Origin of the sequence: Flavobacterium branchiarum (assembly GCF_030409845.1) — a bacterium.
Classification (GTDB): Bacteria; Bacteroidota; Bacteroidia; order Flavobacteriales; family Flavobacteriaceae; genus Flavobacterium; species Flavobacterium branchiarum.
In genome coordinates this window covers 2,384,766-2,406,542 of record NZ_JAUFQQ010000003.1, presented here as the reverse complement: position 1 = coordinate 2,406,542, position 21,777 = coordinate 2,384,766, and the positions used below count along the sequence as shown (strand labels likewise).

At 31.7% G+C, this 21,777-nt stretch carries 19 protein-coding genes; 7 read left to right on the top strand and 12 right to left on the bottom strand.

Going from position 1 to position 21,777, the window contains the following annotated elements; translation table 11 throughout:
- Positions 1–13 precede the first annotated feature (13 nt).
- Together dnaK and QWY99_RS11110 are read left to right on the top strand one after the other, a co-directional pair.
- On the top strand, positions 14–1,900 hold the full coding sequence (dnaK, locus tag QWY99_RS11115; protein WP_290264989.1) for a molecular chaperone DnaK: 1,887 nt from the start codon (positions 14–16) through the stop codon (positions 1,898–1,900).
- A gap of 366 nt (positions 1,901–2,266) precedes the next feature.
- Positions 2,267–2,821 (top strand): fasciclin domain-containing protein, encoded by a 555-nt coding sequence (locus QWY99_RS11110; RefSeq protein WP_290264986.1) that lies wholly within the window; start codon positions 2,267–2,269, stop codon positions 2,819–2,821.
- 82 nt (positions 2,822–2,903) lie between these two features.
- On the opposite strand, the gene QWY99_RS11105 is transcribed toward QWY99_RS11110, so the two are convergent.
- The 7 genes from QWY99_RS11105 to QWY99_RS11075 all read right to left on the bottom strand — a co-directional run bounded on the left by QWY99_RS11105 (position 2,904) and on the right by QWY99_RS11075 (position 9,124).
- Positions 2,904–3,044 carry an SsrA-binding protein gene (locus QWY99_RS11105; RefSeq protein WP_290264984.1) on the bottom strand — a complete coding sequence of 47 codons (141 nt, stop codon included), beginning with the start codon at positions 3,042–3,044 and terminating at the stop codon, positions 2,904–2,906.
- Between the two features lie 377 nt (positions 3,045–3,421).
- Complete coding sequence (locus tag QWY99_RS11100) at positions 3,422–3,547, bottom strand: hypothetical protein (RefSeq protein WP_290264982.1); 126 nt, start codon at positions 3,545–3,547, stop codon at positions 3,422–3,424.
- Positions 3,548–3,585: 38 nt separating this feature from the next.
- Positions 3,586–5,292 (bottom strand): M56 family metallopeptidase, encoded by a 1,707-nt coding sequence (locus tag QWY99_RS11095; protein ID WP_290264979.1) that lies wholly within the window; start codon positions 5,290–5,292, stop codon positions 3,586–3,588.
- 3 nt (positions 5,293–5,295) lie between these two features.
- On the bottom strand, positions 5,296–5,658 hold the full coding sequence (locus tag QWY99_RS11090) for a BlaI/MecI/CopY family transcriptional regulator (RefSeq protein WP_290264976.1): 363 nt from the start codon (positions 5,656–5,658) through the stop codon (positions 5,296–5,298).
- Between the two features lie 29 nt (positions 5,659–5,687).
- The gene (locus tag QWY99_RS11085) at positions 5,688–7,358 is read right to left on the bottom strand and encodes a M56 family metallopeptidase (RefSeq protein ID WP_290264973.1); all 1,671 of its coding nucleotides are present in this window, start codon (positions 7,356–7,358) and stop codon (positions 5,688–5,690) included.
- A 6-nt stretch (positions 7,359–7,364) separates the two neighbouring features.
- Entirely contained in the window at positions 7,365–7,724 is a 360-nt protein-coding gene (locus QWY99_RS11080) for a BlaI/MecI/CopY family transcriptional regulator (RefSeq protein WP_290264971.1), read from the bottom strand.
- A gap of 179 nt (positions 7,725–7,903) precedes the next feature.
- Positions 7,904–9,124, bottom strand: a complete 1,221-nt coding sequence (locus QWY99_RS11075; RefSeq protein WP_290264969.1) for an MDR family MFS transporter — start codon at positions 9,122–9,124, stop codon at positions 7,904–7,906.
- A gap of 95 nt (positions 9,125–9,219) precedes the next feature.
- Between QWY99_RS11075 and QWY99_RS11070 the strand changes: the two genes are divergently transcribed.
- The 5 genes from QWY99_RS11070 (at position 9,220) to QWY99_RS11050 (ending at position 13,134) form a co-directional block, all read left to right on the top strand.
- Positions 9,220–9,822 carry a DUF1684 domain-containing protein gene (locus QWY99_RS11070; RefSeq protein WP_290264967.1) on the top strand — a complete coding sequence of 201 codons (603 nt, stop codon included), beginning with the start codon at positions 9,220–9,222 and terminating at the stop codon, positions 9,820–9,822.
- Entirely contained in the window at positions 9,822–10,469 is a 648-nt protein-coding gene (locus QWY99_RS11065; RefSeq protein ID WP_290264965.1) for a TatD family hydrolase, read from the top strand. The genes QWY99_RS11070 and QWY99_RS11065 overlap by 1 nt, the downstream gene beginning before the upstream one ends.
- Before the next feature lie 23 nt (positions 10,470–10,492).
- Complete coding sequence (locus QWY99_RS11060; protein ID WP_290264963.1) at positions 10,493–11,206, top strand: tRNA threonylcarbamoyladenosine dehydratase; 714 nt, start codon at positions 10,493–10,495, stop codon at positions 11,204–11,206.
- A 349-nt stretch (positions 11,207–11,555) separates the two neighbouring features.
- On the top strand, positions 11,556–12,227 hold the full coding sequence (locus tag QWY99_RS11055; RefSeq protein ID WP_290264960.1) for an HAD family hydrolase: 672 nt from the start codon (positions 11,556–11,558) through the stop codon (positions 12,225–12,227).
- Positions 12,228–12,288: 61 nt separating this feature from the next.
- Positions 12,289–13,134 (top strand): DUF2911 domain-containing protein, encoded by an 846-nt coding sequence (locus tag QWY99_RS11050; protein ID WP_290264958.1) that lies wholly within the window; start codon positions 12,289–12,291, stop codon positions 13,132–13,134.
- Between the two features lie 367 nt (positions 13,135–13,501).
- Here QWY99_RS11050 and QWY99_RS11045 read toward each other — a convergent pair whose 3' ends face one another.
- The 5 genes from QWY99_RS11045 to QWY99_RS11025 form a co-directional block, all read right to left on the bottom strand.
- Positions 13,502–15,229 (bottom strand): sodium:solute symporter family protein, encoded by a 1,728-nt coding sequence (locus tag QWY99_RS11045; RefSeq protein WP_290264956.1) that lies wholly within the window; start codon positions 15,227–15,229, stop codon positions 13,502–13,504.
- A gap of 122 nt (positions 15,230–15,351) precedes the next feature.
- Complete coding sequence (locus tag QWY99_RS11040) at positions 15,352–17,883, bottom strand: PIG-L family deacetylase (RefSeq protein ID WP_290264954.1); 2,532 nt, start codon at positions 17,881–17,883, stop codon at positions 15,352–15,354.
- Between the two features lie 149 nt (positions 17,884–18,032).
- Positions 18,033–18,539, bottom strand: coding sequence for a hypothetical protein (locus tag QWY99_RS11035; RefSeq protein ID WP_290264952.1), 507 nt, complete (start codon positions 18,537–18,539; stop codon positions 18,033–18,035).
- A 223-nt stretch (positions 18,540–18,762) separates the two neighbouring features.
- Positions 18,763–20,472 carry a BamA/TamA family outer membrane protein gene (locus tag QWY99_RS11030; RefSeq protein WP_290264950.1) on the bottom strand — a complete coding sequence of 570 codons (1,710 nt, stop codon included), beginning with the start codon at positions 20,470–20,472 and terminating at the stop codon, positions 18,763–18,765.
- 159 nt (positions 20,473–20,631) lie between these two features.
- Entirely contained in the window at positions 20,632–21,729 is a 1,098-nt protein-coding gene (locus QWY99_RS11025) for an AI-2E family transporter (RefSeq protein ID WP_290264949.1), read from the bottom strand.
- Positions 21,730–21,777: the final 48 nt, after the last annotated feature.

Here is a 21,777-nt window from a genome sequence, read left to right as displayed (position 1 = left end):
AATATATATAAAAATGGGTAAAATAATCGGAATTGATTTAGGGACTACGAACTCTTGTGTTTCTGTAATGGAAGGTAACGAAGCAGTTGTTATTCCTAATGCAGAAGGAAAAAGAACTACACCATCTATCATCGCTTTTGTTGAAGGTGGAGAAATTAAAGTGGGAGATCCTGCAAAAAGACAAGCAGTAACGAATCCTACAAAAACGATTGCTTCTATTAAACGTTTTATGGGACACACTTTTGCTGAAACTACAAATGAAGCAAAAAGAGTATCATACAAAGTAGTAAAAGGGGACAACAATACTCCACGTGTGGATATTGACGGTCGTTTATATACTGCTCAAGAATTGTCAGCAATGACTCTTCAAAAAATGAAAAAAACTGCTGAAGACTATTTAGGTCAAACAGTAACTGAAGCAGTTATTACTGTTCCTGCTTACTTTAATGATGCACAACGTCAAGCTACGAAAGAAGCTGGAGAAATTGCAGGTCTTAAAGTTATGCGTATAATCAATGAGCCAACTGCTGCTGCACTTGCTTACGGATTAGACAAAAAAGGAACTGATCAAAAAATTGCTGTTTACGATTTAGGTGGAGGTACATTTGATATTTCTGTTCTTGAATTAGGAGATGGAGTTTTCGAAGTATTATCTACAAACGGAGATACTCACTTAGGTGGAGATGACTTTGACCACGAAATTATTGACTGGTTAGCAGACGAATTCAAAGCTGAAGAAGGTATCGACTTACGTCTTGACCCAATGTCATTACAACGTTTGAAAGAAGCTGCTGAGAAAGCTAAGATTGAATTATCTTCTGCTTCAGAAACTGAAATCAACTTGCCATACGTTACAGCTACGGCTTCTGGACCAAAACACTTAGTGAAAAAATTGTCTAGAGCTCAATTCGAGAAATTAACTGATTCTTTAGTAAAACGTTCTATGGAGCCTGTTGCTAAAGCATTAAAAGATGCTGGTTTAACTACATCTGATATTGACGAAGTTATTCTTGTTGGAGGTTCAACTCGTATGCCAAGAATTGCTGAAGAAGTTGAAAAATTCTTCGGTAAAAAAGCATCTAAAGGAGTTAACCCTGATGAGGTTGTTGCAATTGGAGCAGCTATCCAAGGTGGTGTATTATCTGGAGATGTAAAAGATGTATTGTTACTTGACGTTACACCTTTATCTTTAGGTATCGAAACTATGGGTGGTGTATTAACTAAATTAATTGAAGCTAATACAACAATTCCAACTAAAAAATCACAAGTTTTCTCAACTGCTGCTGATTCTCAACCATCTGTTGAAATTCACGTATTGCAAGGTGAAAGAGCTATGGCTGCTGATAACAAAACTATCGGTCGTTTCCATTTAGATGGTATTCCACCAGCACCAAGAGGAGTTCCTCAAATCGAGGTTACTTTTGATATTGATGCAAATGGTATCATCAAAGTTTCTGCAACTGATAAAGGAACAGGAAAATCTCACGATATCCGTATCGAAGCTTCTTCTGGATTAACAGCTGAAGAAATCGAAAAAATGAAAAAAGATGCAGAAGCTAATGCTGATGCTGATAAAATTGCAAAAGAAAGAGCTGAGAAATTAAACGAAGCTGACAGCATGATTTTCCAAACTGAAACTCAATTAAAAGAGTTAGGAAGCAAATTAGCTGACGATCATAAAGTTGCTATTGAGTACGCTTTAACTGAATTGAGAATGGCTCACCAATCTCAAGACATTCCAGCTATTCAAACTGCTCTTGACAACATTAATGCAGCTTGGAAAACAGCTACAGAAGCTATGTATGCTCAAGGAGAACAAGGTCAACAAGCAGCTCAACCACAAGGTGGAGAGCCTCAAGGAGACAATGTTGAAGACGTTGAATTCGAAGAAGTAAAATAATTCTTCTTTAATAATAATAAGAAACCGAGTCAGAAATGACTCGGTTTTTTTTTTTGCTATCAAATGATTAAACCCAATTAGTTTTTTAAAATTAGTTGGGTTTTGTTTTTTAGTTAAAAGGAAAAAACTAATGAATTCTATTTTCTTAATGAAGGTTTATAGTCATAATAATCTTTTTATTTCAGATAATTAAGGAAATTGTAAAAAATTAAATAGATGTTTATTCTTTGTTTATTAGGGGGTTATAAAGTTTTTTGTTTTTTTATTTCATTTATTTTCGAATGTTAAAAACCAAATAGAAAGTAATAGCGTAAATGACATTATAAAACTTATAAATTAAATTATAACAATTTTAAAAACGTAATCATGAAAACTAAAAACATTTTAACAGCAGCAATTTTTGCATTAGTATTTGGAGCAACTTCTTTCGCTCAAAAATCAGTTATGGTTGGTGGGGCAGCAATGTATCCTAACAAAAACATTATTGAAAATGCAGTCAACTCAAAAGACCATACTACATTGGTAGCAGCGGTAAAAGCGGCAGGCTTAGTGGAAACTTTAGAAGGTAAAGGACCGTTTACTGTTTTTGCTCCAACAAATGAGGCATTTAATAAATTGCCAAAAGGTACAGTTGAAACATTGTTGAAACCAGAAAATATTAAAAAATTGCAAACCATTTTAACTTACCATGTTGTAGCTGGTAAAATGAACGCATCTGATATCGCAAAAGCTATAAAAATGGGTGGAGGTAAAGCTTCTCTTAAAACAGTAAGTGGTGGAACTCTAACAGCTTGGATGAAAGGAAAAGATTTATATATAAGTGACGAAAGTGGAAACAAAGCAAAAGTTACTATAGCAGATGTAAATCAATCTAATGGTGTAATTCACGTAATTAATACAGTGTTATTGCCAAAAAGTTAATATTTAGACCCGATTGCTCCAATAATCAAAAAAAGTCCTGTATGTTGTACAGGACTTTTTTGTGCTTTATAGATAGCATATGTTATCCCAACGCGCGAGTTGTAATAAAATAACGGTAACCGATAATTGCCATTTGCCATTTCTTCGCTTTTGTTATATCAAGTCCTCGTTTGGTAAAACTGGGTAGAATAAGTTTATTTATCTGTGCTAGGATTTTATACATGTCAGTAGGATTTTTTTTCAAAGATATAAAAAAAGACTTTGTATGGTTACAAAGTCTTTTTGTTGGGTTTTAAAGTATGCTGTTAAATGTTATTTAAGCAGTAATTTATCTATTTCTTTTAGTCTTTCTTTTGCATTAGTATTTTCGGGAGAATGAGCTAAAGATTTTTTGTAATGTTGCTTTGCTATTTCAAATTGCTTATTGTTAAAATAAGCATCTGCTAAACTATCAAAAGCGTTTCCTGATTTTGGATATTCTTTAGTGTTTAATTCAAAAACTTTTATGGCATCATCAATAGAAATTTCATCATAATACTTCTCATAAATAACTTTAACATTTTTAATAACGGCTAATGTAACTCTAGGGATTTAATTTACTTAGATTACCTCTTTTATATAGTTATCGATTTTTTGATTAATTTCTTTTTCTTTAACTTTAGTTTGTTGACCAAAACAAAAATGAAAAATCAATAAAAGTAATGGAACTAAAAATGTTTCTTTCATGTAATGCGATGTTAAATTTTGTTACAAACGAAAATTAATTATTTTGATTTATTAAAGTTTTGCATTTCTTTATCAAGTTGTTTCATTTCTTTGTCATGTTGTTGCATTTCCTTGTTGAATTTCTCCATGTCGACATTGAATTTTTTCATTTCTCGATCAAAATCCTTCATTTCTAAATCAAATTCTTTCATAGCAATGTCGTATTTGGCCATTTCTTTTTCGAAAATAGCTTCACGTTTAGCCATTACTGCTTCGACTTCTTTTTCATAACCAGACATATCTGGTTGAAAATCTTCCATCTTTTTGTTGAATTCTTCCATTTGTTTGTTGAACTTTTTCATCGCTTTTGTATCATTTATATCAAATGGATGTACTGGTGGTTTTGGCATTTTTGATACGTCAACATTAGCAACTGGCATTGGTCCACTAGGGAAATCTGGAGCATTAGGAGGAGTTGGAGGTGTAGGAGGTACTAGGTAATTATCATCCGTATCATAATTTTTGTTTCCCTTTTGATTTCCACCCATGGCAACTGGTTGATAGTTTTTTTCACCAGTATGCAAATTTACAGTTTCGGTACCATCATTGTTTTTTGTTACAACAACACCAAAAGGTTTTATTACTTCATTACCATTAATTTGCATTATTTGTGACTTTCCATTTTTCTTTTTTATGTCAACTTTAATTCCAGTTAACTCCTGGTTAGAATTTCTTTGTACTTTAGAAAATGCAATTATTACATCATGTTGCTCTTTAAGTTTTTTCGCAATTTCATCTAATTCTTTGTTGGTTGTGCTTTTTTTAACTTTGTAAACATATACATTTTCAGGGTCTGTGTTTAGATTTGCAATAGCATCTTCTGTTGGTTCTTTTTCTTGCGCGACAACTTTAATTTGGAATAGGAACATAAATATTCCTAATAGTGGAAGAATAAAAGCGTACTTCCAGTAATTTTTCTTTTTTGATTGATTTTTGTTTAACATGACGATTCGTTTTTTGATTAATGATTGATAAAAATGATTGGTGATTGCAACACAATTTTCATGTGTTGTTATTTTTAAAAGTGTGTATTGATAAGCCTTTTTATCAGCTATTTTTTTTAAGGCTTCGGCATCGGCGATAAATTCCAGATTTTGTAGTATAGCTTTTTTGTATAACCAAACAATTGGGTTAAACCAAAATACAATGCAGAATATCCTTGCAATCAACACATCTGTGGTGTGATTTTGTTCGCTGTGAATTTTTTCATGTTCAAGAATGTTTTCCAGTTCAGTAGAATTGTACAGTGATGAGTTGTACACGATGTAATTAAAGAATGAAAATGGAGCAATGTTTTCTGAAACATCGACAAACTTAAAATCAGATTGATTTTGAATGTTTTGACCTTGAATTACCTTTTTTAAACTATAAAAATCGAAAGCGAATTTTATTAATAGCAAAGTGATGATTGAAACGTATACTATAACTAAACACAAATTTAAATGTGTATCAATCCAATTTTGCGCTACCGGAATTGTTTGAATTACATTTATTGGTGTTGTAAAATTAGTTGGTGTTGTAGAGGCAATCCAAATTATCTTGGTATAGACTACAAAAGGTAATACGATCGAAGTAATTAGTCCCGATAATAAAAACCATCTATTACTAGTAAAGAATGTTTCTTTTCTTAGTAAAAAATAATATGCCACATAAAACAAAGTGATTAATCCGCTAGTTTTAAAAATATAGATAAAAATTGCCTCCATGGTTTATTGTTTTTTATTTTCGATCATATCCAGAATTTCGCGTAGTTCATCGGCAGATATTTTTTCTTCTTTAGCAAAAAAGGAGACCATATTTTTGTATGAACTATTGAAGTAATTATCAATTGCTGTATTCATAAAACGCTTGCTGTAATCCTTTAAAGTTACAACTGGGTAATATTGATGGGTATTTCCAAAAGGAGTATGTGTTACAAAACCTTTTTCTTCCAAGTTTCTCACAATGGTCGAGAGCGTGTTATAATGCGGTTGATCCTCCTTAATCTCGGCTTGGATTTCTTTTACAAAAGCTTTATTTAGCTTCCATAAAATGTGCATTATCTCTTCTTCTTTATTGGTTAACTTTTGCATGATTTATGTTTTATTGGTAATTGAAATTATTATTTTCTTGTTTCAATTTCAATTACACCATTTTGACCTTGACTCCCGTATTTGGCTATTGCCTGAGCACCTTTGTATACGTTCATCGATTTAATATCAAGTGCATTGAGTTCTTCTGAAGTTACTTTTTCAGATTGTATTACACCATTTACTACGATTAATTGATCTAATTTTTTTGAAGATCCCTCTTTAAAAGAAGTTGTTTTGAAACTGGTACCTGTATTAGTGTTTGTTATTTTAATTGTAGTTCCTGATTTAGTCTCAGTCTTTGACTCTGTAATTGTATTACTAGTAACTGCATTATCTTTGTCATCATTAGATTGAATGTTGATGCTTACAGTTTCATTAGTATTACTATTTGTAGTAGTAAAGTTTTTATTCTTTTTAGAATTAGTTTTTGTGTTTACAGTAAATGATTCATTTTTTAAATCATCAGATAGTTTCGCTTTATCAATATTGTCATCTGTAGTAAAAAGAACTTTTTTAGTATTATCATCATAAGTCACAACAATGATTCCACAGTTTTTAATAGCATTAGTTTGATTGATAAGAAATGTTTTCTCTAATTCGGAACCTTTTTTTAATGCTACTCTAATAGCTGTTAGTTGATCTTGAGCGTTACGGCTTACGTCCGAAAAAACAGCATCTATATTGTGTTTTTGTTTCATAGTTTCAGCCATCGCTTTTAACTCCTTATCGGTTGTGTTTTTCTTGATTTTATATACATCCATTGATGCAATTTTTTCTTTGGCAACTCCTTGAGGAACTTCTTTAACAGATTCTGGTTTAGTAGCTTCTTTTTCTTTAGCAATTACTTCTATTTGAAATAAAAGTACAAAAGCTACTAATGCTGGAATTACTAGGTAAAACTTCCATGAATTTCTCTTTTTTGATTGATTTTTGTTTAACATGACGATTCGTTTTTTGATTAATGATTGATAAAAATGATTGGTGATTGCAACACAGTTTTCATGCGTTGTTATTTTTAAAAGCGTGTATTGATAAGCTTTTTTATCTGATATTTTTTGAGAAGCTTCAGCATCAGCGATGAATTCTAGATTTTGCATGATGGCTTTCTTATAAAACCAAACAATTGGATTGAACCAAAATAGTATGCAAAAGCCCCTTGCTATTAAAACGTCTAAAGTATGATTTTGCTCACTATGTACTTTTTCATGTTCAATAATGCTTTCTAGTTCTAAAGGTGTATAAAGTGATGAGTTGTATACGATGTAATCAAAGTAGGAGAAAGGAGCAATGCTTTCTTTTGTGTCTATGAATTTAAAATCAGCCTGTTGATGTGTTTTTTTGCCTTTAATGACTGAATTTAAGCTATAGAAATCGACTGCAAATTTTATTAATAGAATTAAGAACCCGATGCAATAAATTGCAATTAAAGTAAGATTCCAATCAATGTTAAAAGCAACATCTGTATTTATTTGAGGCGTATAAGTTTGATAATTAACATTATTTGAAACAGAAGCAGGAGCAACCCAAACAGTTTTGGTATAAATTACAAGAGGCAATATTATCGAAGTGATTAATCCCGATAATAAAAACCATCTGTTGCCATTAAAAAAAGTTTCTTTTCGTAATAAAAAGTAGTATGCTAAATAAAACAAAGTGATTAATCCGCTAGTTTTAAAAATATAGATGAAAATTGCCTCCATAATTTATTATTTTTTGTTTTCGATCATATCCAGTATTTCACGTAATTCATCGGCAGATATTTTTTCTTCTTTAGCAAAAAAGGAGACCATATTTTTGTATGAACTATTGAAGTAGTTATCAATTGCTGTATTCATGAAACGCTTGCTGTAATCCTTTAAAGTTACAACTGGGTAATATTGATGGGTATTTCCAAAAGGAGTATGTGCCACAAAACCTTTTTCTTCCAAGTTTCGCACAATGGTCGAAAGTGTATTGTAATGCGGCTGATCCTCCGTAATCTCAGCTTGGATTTCTTTTACAAAAGCTTTGTTTAGCTTCCATAAAATGTGCATTATCTCTTCTTCTTTATTGGTTAACTTTTGCATGTTTTCTAATTTTAAATCAAACGTACAACTATTTTTATAGTTACGCAACTAAAAAAGCAGTTATTAAACTATTTTTTTAGTTGATAATAAAATAAAGAAGTCTTATTAGAAACGTATTTCAGTTTTAAAATATTGTTTTACAGATAGTTATTTTGTTTTGAGAAGCGATTTTTAGGATCTTATAAAATGCTGTTTTCTTTTTGTAATTCATTGCGAACCCAAAAACAACATATGGTTGCGGTTAACCCTATGCATCCCATAATAAACCAATTGGTTTGATATCCAAATTGAGTAATGAATTCAAAACCTACTTTAGAGCTAACAATGTGCGCCAAACTAAAGCTCATTGTGTATAGTGCCATGTATCTTCCTTCTTGGCCACGAGGTGCTCTGCTTAATGCAAATGCATTAGAGAAAGGAAAAGCTAATATTTCTCCAATAGAGATTATAATCATTGCAAATACAAGTATTCCAGCCCAAAAATTAATTAGCAATAAAAAGAAACTTGAAGCCATTAATAAAGAGCCATAAAGAATTATTTTTATTTTTTGAACCGCCTTACGCTCCAAATAACTTACAATAGGCATTTCTAATGAAAATATTAAAAGACCATTTAGAGTCATTAATAGTCCAGTTTGAAATTCCGTCAACCCAAATTGCTCATTGTGATATAATGGTAAAGTAGTAAATAATTGAAAGAAAATCATGGCAGTAGCAAAGCTCATAAATAAGAAAATCCAGAATATTTTGTCTTTAAATACGGACTTAGGTTCGCTTATACTATCGTGGCTGCTATCATGAATTGGTTTTTTCTTTTCTTTTACTAATAAAGCAAAGATTGTTATGGAAACAATACATGAAGTTCCATCAACCCAAAATAGTCCTTGGTATCCAATTCCCATAATAATCAAACCTCCTAATGCAGGACCTGCAGCAAAACCAAGATTTACAGCAAGTCGTACCAATGTTAAGGCACGAGTTCTGTTTTCGGGTTTTGCATAAGCGCCAAGCGAAACATACATTGCAGGACGAAACATATCGGCTATTGTCATGATAGCAAAAATACCAAAGCATAGTGGCCAGAAAGAGGTTAAATATTGTAGAAAGAATAAGGAAACTCCACTGGTAAAAAGGCTAAAAACCATTATTCTGTAAAAGCCTATTTTGTCAGATAGTTTACCACCAAGCCAAGAACCTAACATAGAGCCTAATCCGAAAGAAACCATAATCCATCCCACTTGGTTGTACGTAAACTGAAGATCTTCTTTTAAATATTTGGATAAAAAAGGAAGAACCATTGTTCCGGCACGATTAATAAAAGTTACAAGTGTAAGTATCCAAATTTCTCTAGAAAATCCTCTAAAATTATTTATGTATCGTTGAAAGGCAGTTATAAACATTATAAATGGGTTATATATGCAAAGTTATAAAACTTTGTAACTTACACTCTTTGTTGCTTTGTTACTTTTAAACTATTTTTGCTAAAATTTATAAGATGAAAAACCTAATTCTGTTTTTAGCACTTTTAGCATTAAATTCTGGGTTTGCCCAAGAGAAATTAAATAATACTGATGCCGAAAATTTTCAAAAGACAATTAATGGCGAATATGCAGATGCAAAAACGAGTCCGCTATTAGCCGAAGATTTAAAAACATTCAAGACATTAGATTTTTATCCGATAAACGAAAAATACTCGGTTGTAGCAAAATTTGTGAAAGCTAAAAAAGAAAAAGCTTTTGAGATGAAAACGTCTACGGATAGAAAACCAATGTATATAAAATATGGTACTGTCTATTTTACGATTGATGGGGTTGATTCGCAATTGAATGTTTACAGAAACATCGATCTTACTAAGAAGGCCGAATACAAAGACCATTTATTTCTTCCTTTTTCAGATTTAACTTCTGGTAAAGAGACATATATAGGTGGAAGATATATTGATTTAAAAACACCAAAAGGAAAGACTATAACCATCGATTTTAATCAGGCCTATAATCCATATTGTGCTTATAATCATAAATATTCTTGTCCAATTGTACCTTTGGAAAATGACTTGAATGTTGCTGTTGAGGCTGGTGTTAAAAAGTTTCATGACTAATGAAATTTTTTAATTTCCATACACACCAAGCTGCAAATCATCCCGATATTCTGGATTTGGTTAATCAATACCCAAATAATTTTGATGAGAGTATTGCTTTTTACTCCATCGGAATTCATCCATGGTATATAGTTGAGGAGCGTATTGAAGCTGATTTGGAAGTTATTGATCAAAAACTAGCAACTGAAAATTGTTTGGCTATTGGCGAATGTGGTTTGGATAAACGAACTGAGGTTTCGTTTGAATTGCAAGTAGCAGTTTTTGAAAGACAATTATTGTTAGCTGAAAAGCATCAAAAGCCGGTCGTGATTCATTGCGTAGCGGCTTTTCAAGAAGTAATTGCTTTAAAGAAAAAACTAAACATTACTGTTCCCATGGTTATTCATGGTTTTTCTAAAAATGAGCAAGTGGCCAAGCAACTTTTGGATAATGGATTTTATATTTCTTTTGGAAAATATTTAGTCAAGAATCCAAATTTAGAAGTGGTCTTTAAAAGTATACCTAACAATCGATTTTTTCTAGAAACGGATACTATTGAAGAAACGATAGAAACAGTATATGCTTTAGCTGCAAAATATAAAAACATAACAATCGATGAATTACAAGAGTTAATCTGGAGTAATTTTAAAATTGTATTTAATAAATAAAAGAACAAATAAAAACAAAATATATGGCAGAGTGGACTGAAAGAGCCGAATTATTATTTAAAAAAGAAGGATTAGATAATCTTAAAAATTCACACGTTCTTGTTGTTGGATTAGGCGGAGTGGGATCGTTTGCTGCAGAGTTTTTAGCCAGAGCTGGAGTAGGGACAATGACTATTGTAGATGGAGATGTAGTAGATATTACCAATATAAACAGACAATTACCAGCTTTACACTCAACTGTAGGGCAACCTAAAGTTACTGTCGTAGGAGATCGTTTAATGGATATTAATCCAGAATTAAAATTAATCAGAGTTCAGGAGTTTCTTTCGCCAGAGCGCGCTTTCGAAATTGTTACCGAAGAATTTGATTATGTTTTGGATTGTATTGATAGCGTTACTCCAAAATTAAATTTGATTATTGCCGCTAAACGCAAGCATGTAAAAATAATTAGTAGCATGGGAGCAGGTGGAAAAATGGAAGCTTCGAAAGTAAAAGTTACCGATATTTCTAATACTGTAAATTGTTATTTTGCTAAAACAATTCGAAAAAGATTAAAAGAGGTTAAAATTGATAAATTAAAAGTAGTTTTTTCTTCAGAAATTCAAGATGAATCAAGTTTAAAAATGACAGATGGATCTAATTTTAAAAAATCGTTTTACGGTACCAATAGCTATATGCCTGGATTATTTGGTTTATATACTGCCGAAACCGTTATTAGATATTTGCTTAAGAAGTAGTTTTTCAGTTTTCAGTCGCAGTTTGCAGTGTCATCCTGAGCGGAGCCGAAGGGCAGTCGCAGTGTAGAACCTGAAACAAAAAATAGTCGCGGTTTACAGTCACAGTTTTCGGTGTCATCCTGAGCGGAGCCGAAGGACAGTCTCAGTCCAGAACTTGAAACTTGAAACAAAAAACCGTCACAGTTTACAGTCTCAGTATGGAACTTGAAATATTAAACTTGAAACAAAAAAACAGTCACAGTTTAAAGTCGCAATGTAGAACTTGAAACATTAAACTTGAAACAAAATAAAACAGTCGCAGTTTACAAATAGAATAATCTTAGATGCTTAAAGTCTTAAAAATAAAAAAATGATTAAAACAGTAATTTTTGATATGGACGGTGTAATTGTAGATACAGAACCCGTTCATTCTTATGCTTACCATAAACAATTTTCAGAATTAAATATTGAGGTGTCCGATGAAATTTATACTTCGTTTACAGGGTTTTCGACACGAAATACTTTTCAAACGTTAAAGAATATTTTTCCAACGATAGAGCAAGACGTAGAAGATTTGATTCAGAGAAAAAGAACTATTTTTAATGATGCTTTTGATACCAAAGAAGATTTGTTCTTATTAGATGGTGTTGAGGATTTAATTAAAGATTTGTATGCTAATGGTATGCAATTAATTTTAGCTTCGTCGGCTTCAAAAGTAACTATAGAGCGTGTTTTTACACGTTTTAATTTACATCAGTATTTTACAGATATCGTAAGTGGAGAGGACTTTCCTCAATCAAAGCCAAATCCAGCTATATTTCTTCATGCAGCATCATTATCTAAAGCGCCAAAAGAAAATTGTATTATCATTGAAGATAGTACCAATGGCGTAAAAGCCGCAAAAGCTGCGGGAATATTTTGCGTGGGTTACAATAGCGAACATTCTAAAATGCAGGACTTATCAGATGCCGACATTGTTATTAATCATTTTAATGAATTGAACTTTGATAAAATAGTGAAGATTAAGTCTTCTATTAGGTAATTATTAACATTTTGAACAGATCGAATTCGTAATTTTGGGAAAACAAAAAAAACTATAAATAATGAAAAAAGTACTTATTGCCTTAGCAATTGTTATTGCTCCATTTGTTGCAGAAGCACAAATAAAAACTCCTCAATCGAGTCCTAAAGCAGTTGTAAACCAGATTGTTGGTTTAACAGATGTAGAAGTTACTTACTCAAGACCAGGCGCTAGAGGTAGAGCTGTATTTGGAAACTTGGTTCCGTTTGGTAAATTATGGAGAACGGGTGCAAACGAAAATTCAATAATATCATTTAGCGATGATGTTGTAATTGATGGAAAAACATTGAAAAAAGGAAAATATGCAATCTTTACTATTCCAAGAATTGAAAGCTGGGATGTTATTTTCTATTCAAAAACAGACAACTGGGGATTGCCAGAAAATTGGAACGATGCTGATGTAGCTTTAAAAACTACTGTAAAAGAAGAAGCTTTAAATAAAGCAGTTCAAACTTTCACAATTGGAATTAATAATTTAGATTTCAATTCTGGAACTCTTGATATTGCTTGGGAAAACTCTTCTGTATCAGTAAAATTTGATGTTCCTACAGATCAAATTGCTTCAGAAAGTATCAAAAAAGTATTAGCAGGACCATCATCAAATGATTATTTTGCTGCTGCACAATACACTTTCCAAACAAAAGGTGGAGATATCGCTAAAGCAAGAGAATATGTTGACAAAGCTATTGAGTTAAGCGAAAACAAACCGTTCTACTTCTACAGACTTAAATCATTAATCCAAGCTAAACAAGGAGACAAGAAAGGAGCTATCGAAACTGCTAAAATTTCACTTGCTGCTTCTGAAGCTGCTAAAAATCAGGATTACGTAAAAATGAATAAAGACAGTATTTCTGAATGGAGTAAATAATTAATTATTCTATTTACTAAAAAATCCCATTTTGATACTATTTCAAAATGGGATTTTTTTATGCCTTATTTAGAGTATAAAATAGGTTTACGTTTATTTTAACTGTTTAGCTAGCGATCATGAAAAAGTGGTTTAAGCATAAGATAAATGTATTCTTGCTATGTCGTTTATTTTAAGATTAAGAGCCGTTTCCAGCTTTTATTAAAGAAGATTCTAATGGCTATCAGAACTAATAGAGAAACTTAATATACTAGATAGATTAATCATTTATTGAAAAGATTATTTAGCCTCTTTTGTATGTTTAATTTAAATGATTAGAATAAAAAAACGCTGTAAAGCATATGTTTTACAGCGTTTTTTTTTAGTGTTAATCTAATACTATTGCTTTTTGTTTTCTAAAGATAGTAAATTGCATAAGCATGGATAAGAAAATGGTTAGCATGGCACCGATAAAGTTAAGCCATAAATAACCTAGTTTCTCTTGGCCACTTGGATAAATCCAAATAGCATAATAAAAAATTATAAAAATGGTAATTTGGCTAATAAGAGCGCTATAGAACACCGCTTTTGATTGTACGCGTCTGATGTAAAAACCAACCAAAAATATTCCTAAAACAGTACCGTAAAATATTGATCCAATAATGTTTACAAGTTGTATGAGGTTTTCGAATAAGGTTCCTATACAAGCAAAAAGAATCGCTATTATTCCCCAGAATAAAGTAAAAAATTTAGTTGCATAGAGATAGTGTTTGTCTGATTTTTGACTTTTAAGATTACGTTTATAAATATCAATGGCAGTTGTTGATGCCAATGCATTAAGTCCCGAAGCAGTAGATGACATTGCGGCCGAAAGGATTACAGCCAATAACAAACCTATTAAGCCCTTGGGTAAATAATTTAGAATAAAATGAAAGAATACATAATCCTTATCATTTGTTTCACTATTACTATCGGCTTTCATGATTATTTCTTTGGCTTTCTCGCGTAACTCTCTTTCTTTATTTGATAATGTTACTAATTCTTTTCGTAGAATCGGATTATCATAATCTTGATTTAATTGATCGATATATAATAAGTTGATTACTTTTTTGTCTTCGGATAGCACGTTTAGCTTTTTTTCTAAAGATTTGTATTCGTCTTTATATGCCGATTTTTCAATTATAGCTTTATTGTTCGGATTAAAGTTTAAAGGAACTGGGTTAAACTGAAAAAAAACAAAAACCATTATTCCTGTAAGTAGAATGAAAAATTGCATCGGAACTTTTAAAAGTCCGTTCATGATTAATCCCATTTGGCTTTCCTTAACCGATCTACCAGATAAATAGCGACCTACTTGTGATTGGTCAGTTCCAAAATAAGCAAGGGCAAGAAAGAATCCACCAGTTATTCCGCTCCAAAAAGTGTATTTTTCTTCAGGATTAAATGAAAAGTCTACAATATTCATTTTATCATTTGCTCCCGCTATATGCATCGCATTTGTAAAAGTCATATCATTTGGTAAGTAATGTAGTATCAAGAAAAAGGTAATAAACATTCCCGACATGATGACAAACATTTGTTGTTTTTGCGTGACATTCACCGCTTTTGTACCACCAGAGAATGTATAAATAATTACCAGTAAACCGATCATTACATTCATTACAGTCAGGTTCCATCCTAGTAGTGCCGAAAGTATAATTGCAGGGGCATAAATGGTTAATCCTGTTCCTAAACCTCTTTGAACCAAGAATAGAATCGCAGCTAATGAACGTGTTTTTAAATCGAATCGTTTTTCTAGAAATTCATAAGCAGTAAATACTTTGAATTTATGATATAATGGTATGAAGGTAACGCAAATAACGATCATGGCAATTGGCAATCCAAAATAGAACTGCACAAACCCCATTCCGTCGTGATAGGCTTGACCTGGAGTTGATAAAAATGTAATAGCACTTGCTTGTGTGGCCATTACCGATAGCCCAACAGTGTACCAAGGAGTTTCGTTATTTCCTAAAATAAATTCTTCGACATTCTTACTGCCTTTGGTTTTCCATGAGCCGTAACCAACAATAAATAAAAGTGTGACGATGAGTATAACCCAATCAAATAGTTGCATATGTTATGAGTATAATTGCATTATTAAGTAAAAAACTAGAATATAAATGGCATTGGCTACAAGCACGTAGGTGTAGCTTTTTTTCCATGTTTTTATTTTTTTCGCTGCCATATTAAAAAGCTTTAATTCTTAATTTCTTTATTTGGGATTTGTACAGGTTGTTTCAATGAGATTATATTTGAGAACAATCGATAAGCTCCAGGAACACCTTCAGGTAATTCTCTAAAAAAGCTTAAACCGGTGTAAATGTAATATCCTTTTCCGTATGGAGCGACTAATAAAGCACCCTTTTTAGCAGATTCTCCCTTGTCATGTGAAGAAAGGATAGGAGTAAAGGCTTTATCATATTCATTAGGGTAATACAATCCTTGCTCTTGTTTCCAGCCTTCAAAGTCTTTAGAAGTAATTTTATTTGGTGTGCTCAAAACGGGATGATTTGGCGCAAGAAAGGTAACTTGAGCATCTTCTTCAGTTACTCTATCTGCAGAAATTTTTAAAGGATATGGCGCAATACTATCTGTTACAACTTCGCCCGCTGTATTGTATTGTACAATCATTGTTTTTCCGTTTTTAACAAAATCAAAAAGAACATCTTGTTTATTGGCAAGTGCCTGAATAGTATTGTAGGCGCGAACTCCTGTAATCACGACATTAAAATCGTCAAGACGCGTAGGAGTAATCTCTTCAGGTTTTAAGATAGTAACTTTATAGCCCATTTGTACTAGACTATTTGGTACTTCGTCACCAGCTCCCATGATATATGCTATTGAATCACCAGTTGTTTTTAAGTCTAATCGTATTGCTTTGGCTTCAGATGTAGATAAAACTTGCTGTTTAGCAATATGGGGATAATCAATAATTGTTTGATCTTTATCATAGCGTTTATTGTTCATGATTGCAACACTTTTCAGTGTAGCATTTTCAGGATTTACAGGAGGCGTTACTTCAAAATAAACGGTTTGTTCCATTCCTTTCTTTGCTAGGCTAAAAGGAATTTGTTTTGGAGTTATCATCCAGCTTTTTGGTAATTCTAATTGTAGATTACCATTTGTAGCATCTTTTCCTGCTTTAATCTTAACAGCAACAGTTTTGGTTTGAGTGTCTTTAAATAATAATACTTTTTCAAGGATTGTAGTAGTGACTTCAGGAACAATATCCAAGAAATCATACATTTCTCCTTTTACAACGTCATTATATTTATAAACGACAGTACGTTCAAACGGAATATCAACATTGTTTACTCTAATGTTAAACACAACTTTTACATCACGAATAATATCAGGAATTCCAATGTTTTCTTGATTAGAAACCGTGTACATTCCAGTAGTTGCTTTTTCAGCCAACCAATACGGTTGAGTAAAGGGTATTGTGCTTGGTAATTGTATTTTTAAATCAATTTTTTGATCTTTATTATTGATTAAATCGATATTTTTAGGAGTATTTTGTTGATCTGGTAAAGTTGTTACATTTACTAATTGCATAGGAACAGCACTACGATTTATAGCTTCTAGTTTTAGGTTTAGTACACCCCCTTGAATAGTTTCTTGTTGTTGTGCAACGGCTTCTAAATATAAACCAGAACTAGCGGCTATAATTTTTTTAATTTCTTCAGATTTTATCGCTTTCCAATGATTCTCGTCTAAGGATTGAATCATACTATAGGCTTTTACTAAATTAGGTATACTTGCTGATGGATTATTAAAATTATAATTTGCTATAATTGTATCGATTAATTCTCCAATAGATTTTCCACCTTTAATACGATTCCAAGTAGTATCAATTCCATCAAAAAGTGAAGTTGCATCTTTTGGAGCATCACCATTAATAAGTTCTAAATATTCAGTATCCTGACCACGACTTCCTGTACTTCCAAATCCTTGTGATTGATGACGACTGCGACTTAAGGCAGCAATTTCTTGATTAGATTTACCTAATCCAGCATAATAAACGCCAGTTTCTAATGTTGTAAATTTGGATTTATTAGCAGCAACAAATTTTTCTTGACTACCGTAAAACCACCATGATGTATTAAAAAATTGACGTTTTGGTTGCCAAGTGGTTACATATTTTAATTGTTCTGGATAAATAGCAGGATTATTGCTTAAATTAAAGCTTTCAACACTCAGCATAGCCGATGCTGTATGATGTCCGTGAGTCGTACCAGGTGTGCGATGATCAAAGCGATTGATGATTACATCGGGCTGAAATTTGCGAATGTTCCATATTATATCTGCCATCACTTTTTCTTTATCCCAAATTGTTAATGTTTCATCAGGGGTTTTGGAGTAACCAAAATCATTGGCACGCGAAAAAAACTGTTCACCACCATCAATCTTTCTAGCTTCAATAAGTTCTTGGGTTCTAATTACGCCTAATAATTCTCTTAATTTTGGACCAATTAAATTTTGTCCACCATCTCCTCGAGTTAAAGATAAATATCCTGTTCTAGCATTTACTTCATTAGATAAATAAGAAATTAGTCTGGTGTTTTCATCATCAGGATGTGCTGCTAAGTAAAGTACCGAGCCTAAGAAATTTACTTTCTTTATTTGATTGTAAATCTCAACCGAATTAGGTTTTTGTGGCTTTTGTGCAAAACTAGCTTGAAAGCTAATAATAAATAATAGAATAATTTTTAAACGAAGTTTGTGCATCTGAGAATTATTTAACTTAAGGATTATTTTCAAAAATAGTAATAATAGAAAAAAGTAGTTGTTAATGAGTTGTAAAGATGTTAAAAATAAAATAAAAAAAAGAGAGAGCCTAATTAAAGGCACTCTCTCTCTAAATTATAAATTGTTGTTTAATGTCTTCTATGTCCTCTATCATGGTCATCATCGCGGTCACGTCTATCATGCTTATCATGCTTGTCGTGGCGATCATAACGGTCATGGCGATCTTTTTTGTAATGATCATGACGGTCATTTTTGTAATAGCCATATGTTCTTTGAGGTTTACCATGATATCCTTTGTGATATTTAACTCTGTGTCTGTCAAAATGAGCATATGGAGTTCTACCGTGATAATCATTTAAAACTACTTTGTATCCTCCATACAAATCATAGTTTCTATATTGTCTAGGCAAACGGCTAGATCTAATCCATTTTCCTCCACCAAAATAAATAAATTGTGTGGCACGAACATCATAATAAGCTTCAATATCTGGTAAGTAGTAATATTCCATTTCAGTATATCCTACAGGTCCCCATTGTGGTGGTGAGCCAATATTAACGTTTATTGAAACTTGTGAATGCATGGTACTTGAAATAAAAAGAAATATTCCGAAAGTAATAATTTTTAGTGTTTTCATTTTTTCTGGGGTTTTTGGGATTCTTATTCTATTGTTGAAATGATTGACTATCTCAACATTTGATTTGTGAAATCCAAAAGTTGTGCCACAAAAAAAAAACAGGATGTTAAAAAAAGAATGTGAGTAAAGATTATTGTGGTAAGTGTATTGATACGTAACCGATTATGTTGCGCGAATTTTTTGTAAATAAAAACAAGGAATATATGGATATCCAAAGTTTTTATTAATAATCAACTAGTCTTGGTTTTGCTAATTCGAAAGTTTGTAATCCAAAATCAGTAGTTTCAAATGTATTTGATTTGAAAACACGATCTCCTTCAAAAGGAATAGATGGATAATAAGAGATAGAAAGCTGAAATGAACTAAAAACTAAATAGTCATTACTGATTAAAAGCCCTAATGTAACTTTAGAAAAAACTTTGTTTCTCATCATTGCATTACCATCCCCTCCTAATACGGCAGCGGTATAATTAAAAAATGGATTTACACGAAATCCCCATAATGCATGCGGAGCATAGGTTTGTGTTTGCAATGATAATACCGCCTTACTAGTACCATATATTGGACTTCTGAAACCCTGTAGACCGTTATCACCATTTATATCGAGTTGATCTCCAATAGAGTTTTCTCTATTAGCTCCTATGATAAGTGCGGGTTTTATAAACTGTCTTAATTTCCAGTTTCCTATTTTTACAAGATTCGTAAAATAATTGGCTTCAAATACAAATGCACTTTGGTATGTTTTAGATTGATGAAAGAAAGTCCCATATTCAAAGTTGGCACTTAGATATCCCCATTTATGGTAGTTTCCAATAGAGGCTTGTGCTCCTATATAGGGGCGCCAGAATGTGTTTTTGTATTGGTAGCCGGCTGTTATTCCAAAGATTCTACCAGTAGCCACATCTTCAGTAGCTCCATTTCTAAATATATAATTGTCCTTAACAAATTCTCGAGTATTAATTCCGATTCCTGTAAGTAACAACTTTTCATCCGAAAAAAAGTTAACAGGATCGTATTCAAGAGTAGGGGTTTCAATATAGTTTATGTTTAGCATTCGACCGGATAGGATCAAATTGGTTTTTCTTTCTTTTTCCTTAAAAATAGGAAATGCTTTTGCTAACCATATATCCTGTGAATTGAATTTGAAATTCTGAAATTCATATTTTAAATCAGGACCTTGTAAGCTATCTTTTCTAAATTGTTGACCAAAATAAACACCTCCTGCCCATTTAGTTAAAGGAGAGTAGAAGGGACGCTCAAAAGCAATGCTTTTATTATAATTGTTGTCTAAGTCAATATTGTACTTTGCAGTTGCATTAATAAAGGTGTTTTTAATATTCGGAACTGTATATGCGAAATTATTGGCATTTTTTCCATCACTAATTCGGTTAATAAACTTATATTCTAATTGTTGACCTGTTCCAAAAAAGTTTTTGTCTTTTAGTCCTATACCAAACTGGCTACTTGAAATAGAAAATTTAGGTATAGAGCTCCAAGAGTCTAGGACACGAATAGTCACATCTACTGAGTCAGATGCTACACTTGTTAGTTGTCCTTTAATGCTAACTGTATTTACATATCTTTGAGATCGAATTATACGCTCAGATTCTTGTATTTTGTAGGCATCATATTGGGAATTTTTTTTGAATAATAATAAATTACGGATTGCGAAATTTTTTGTTTTCAGATGAAGCTTGTTTCCTGTTCTTTCTCCCCAATTTCTTGGTGTAATAGTGGAATCACTTTCGGAGTAGCCAAAAGGATCTAGTACTATAATATTAATTTTGCGTATAATTTTTCCATCGTAATTTGTCGTATCTACTATTTTAATTTGCTCATCTTTTTTTCTTGGGCGGGTAGATTTAAATACAAAGCGATGAAAGAAATTGGTGAATTTATGTTTTTTAGAATATGATTTAATTTTGGAATACATTTCTGTACTATCTTTTTTAGTTTGTTTTACCTGCGAGAATGAACTAGTATAGCAAAAGCATACCATGATAAGTAACAGAAATATTTTATATTGAAATAGTTTTATTATCAAGGTATAATATTTATAAATTCATTTTTAGATAAAACATATAACGGTATTCTATTCTTTTAATTTTGTTTTTTTAATTTTCCAGTTAAATTTTTTCGGCAAATCATTCCCTATTAAATACCCCCAAGGCTCAAGATAATCAATTCTGTCAAAAATTATCTTAAGAATTGCCATTAACGGAATTGCTAAAAACATTCCTGATATGCCTGCAACTCCGCCACCTATAATAATGCCAACTATTGAGAAGAGCGCATTAATTTCGACCTTGGTGTTTATGATTAAAGGTACGAGAATATTGTTATCGATAAGCTGAACAATTACATTAACTATAAGAATTCCTAAAATAATTGATATTTCGGGAGTTCCAGTTAATGATGCCAAAACAGTTAACACACCCGCAATGAAAATTCCTATGTAAGGAATCATATTTAATATACCAGTGATAAGCCCTAATAAAATAAAATATTTTACGCCAATAATGTAAAGACCTAAACTGGTTAATATAGTAACGACAAGCATTTCTATAATAAGGCCAACAATGTAATTATTTATAGATCCTTTTATTTGAGTTAGAATTTCCTTTAATTTATTATGATGCTCTTTCTTGAATACTTTTGCAAGAAACAGAATGAAATGCTTCTTATATAACAAAAACAGGAAAATGAAAATAGGTATTATAGTACAATCTAAAAGAACATCTGAAAGAGAGCCCAATGCAGAAGTTATTTTTTCTCCACCATTTTTCACAGAATCAGAAGTAACATTTTCAACGTATTTTTTTTGTTCCCCAGCACTAATATTAAAGTTGGCCTTAATAAAGTCTTGAAAATTATTTAAAACAGTAATTGAATTTTTCTTTATTATAGAATAATCATTGGCAATATCACTAATTTGAAAAGATATAAAAGTAAGTATTCCGATTATAATTAATACAAAAATAAGAACTGTAACTATAGAGGCTAGAAAATGTGGGAATCGTAATTTTGTGTGCAATAACGTAAATAATGGTAATAGTAGGACCGAAAATAAAAAGGCTAGTAATATGGTCGTTATAATATCTTTACCGATAAAGAATATAAAGCCAATACAAATTAGACTTATTAAAACACAGGTTAGTTTTACGTAAAAAGGTAGTTTAATTGATTCCATAACTAATTTATTGAGATTAAAAAGCTTTTATTACGACTAATAAAAATC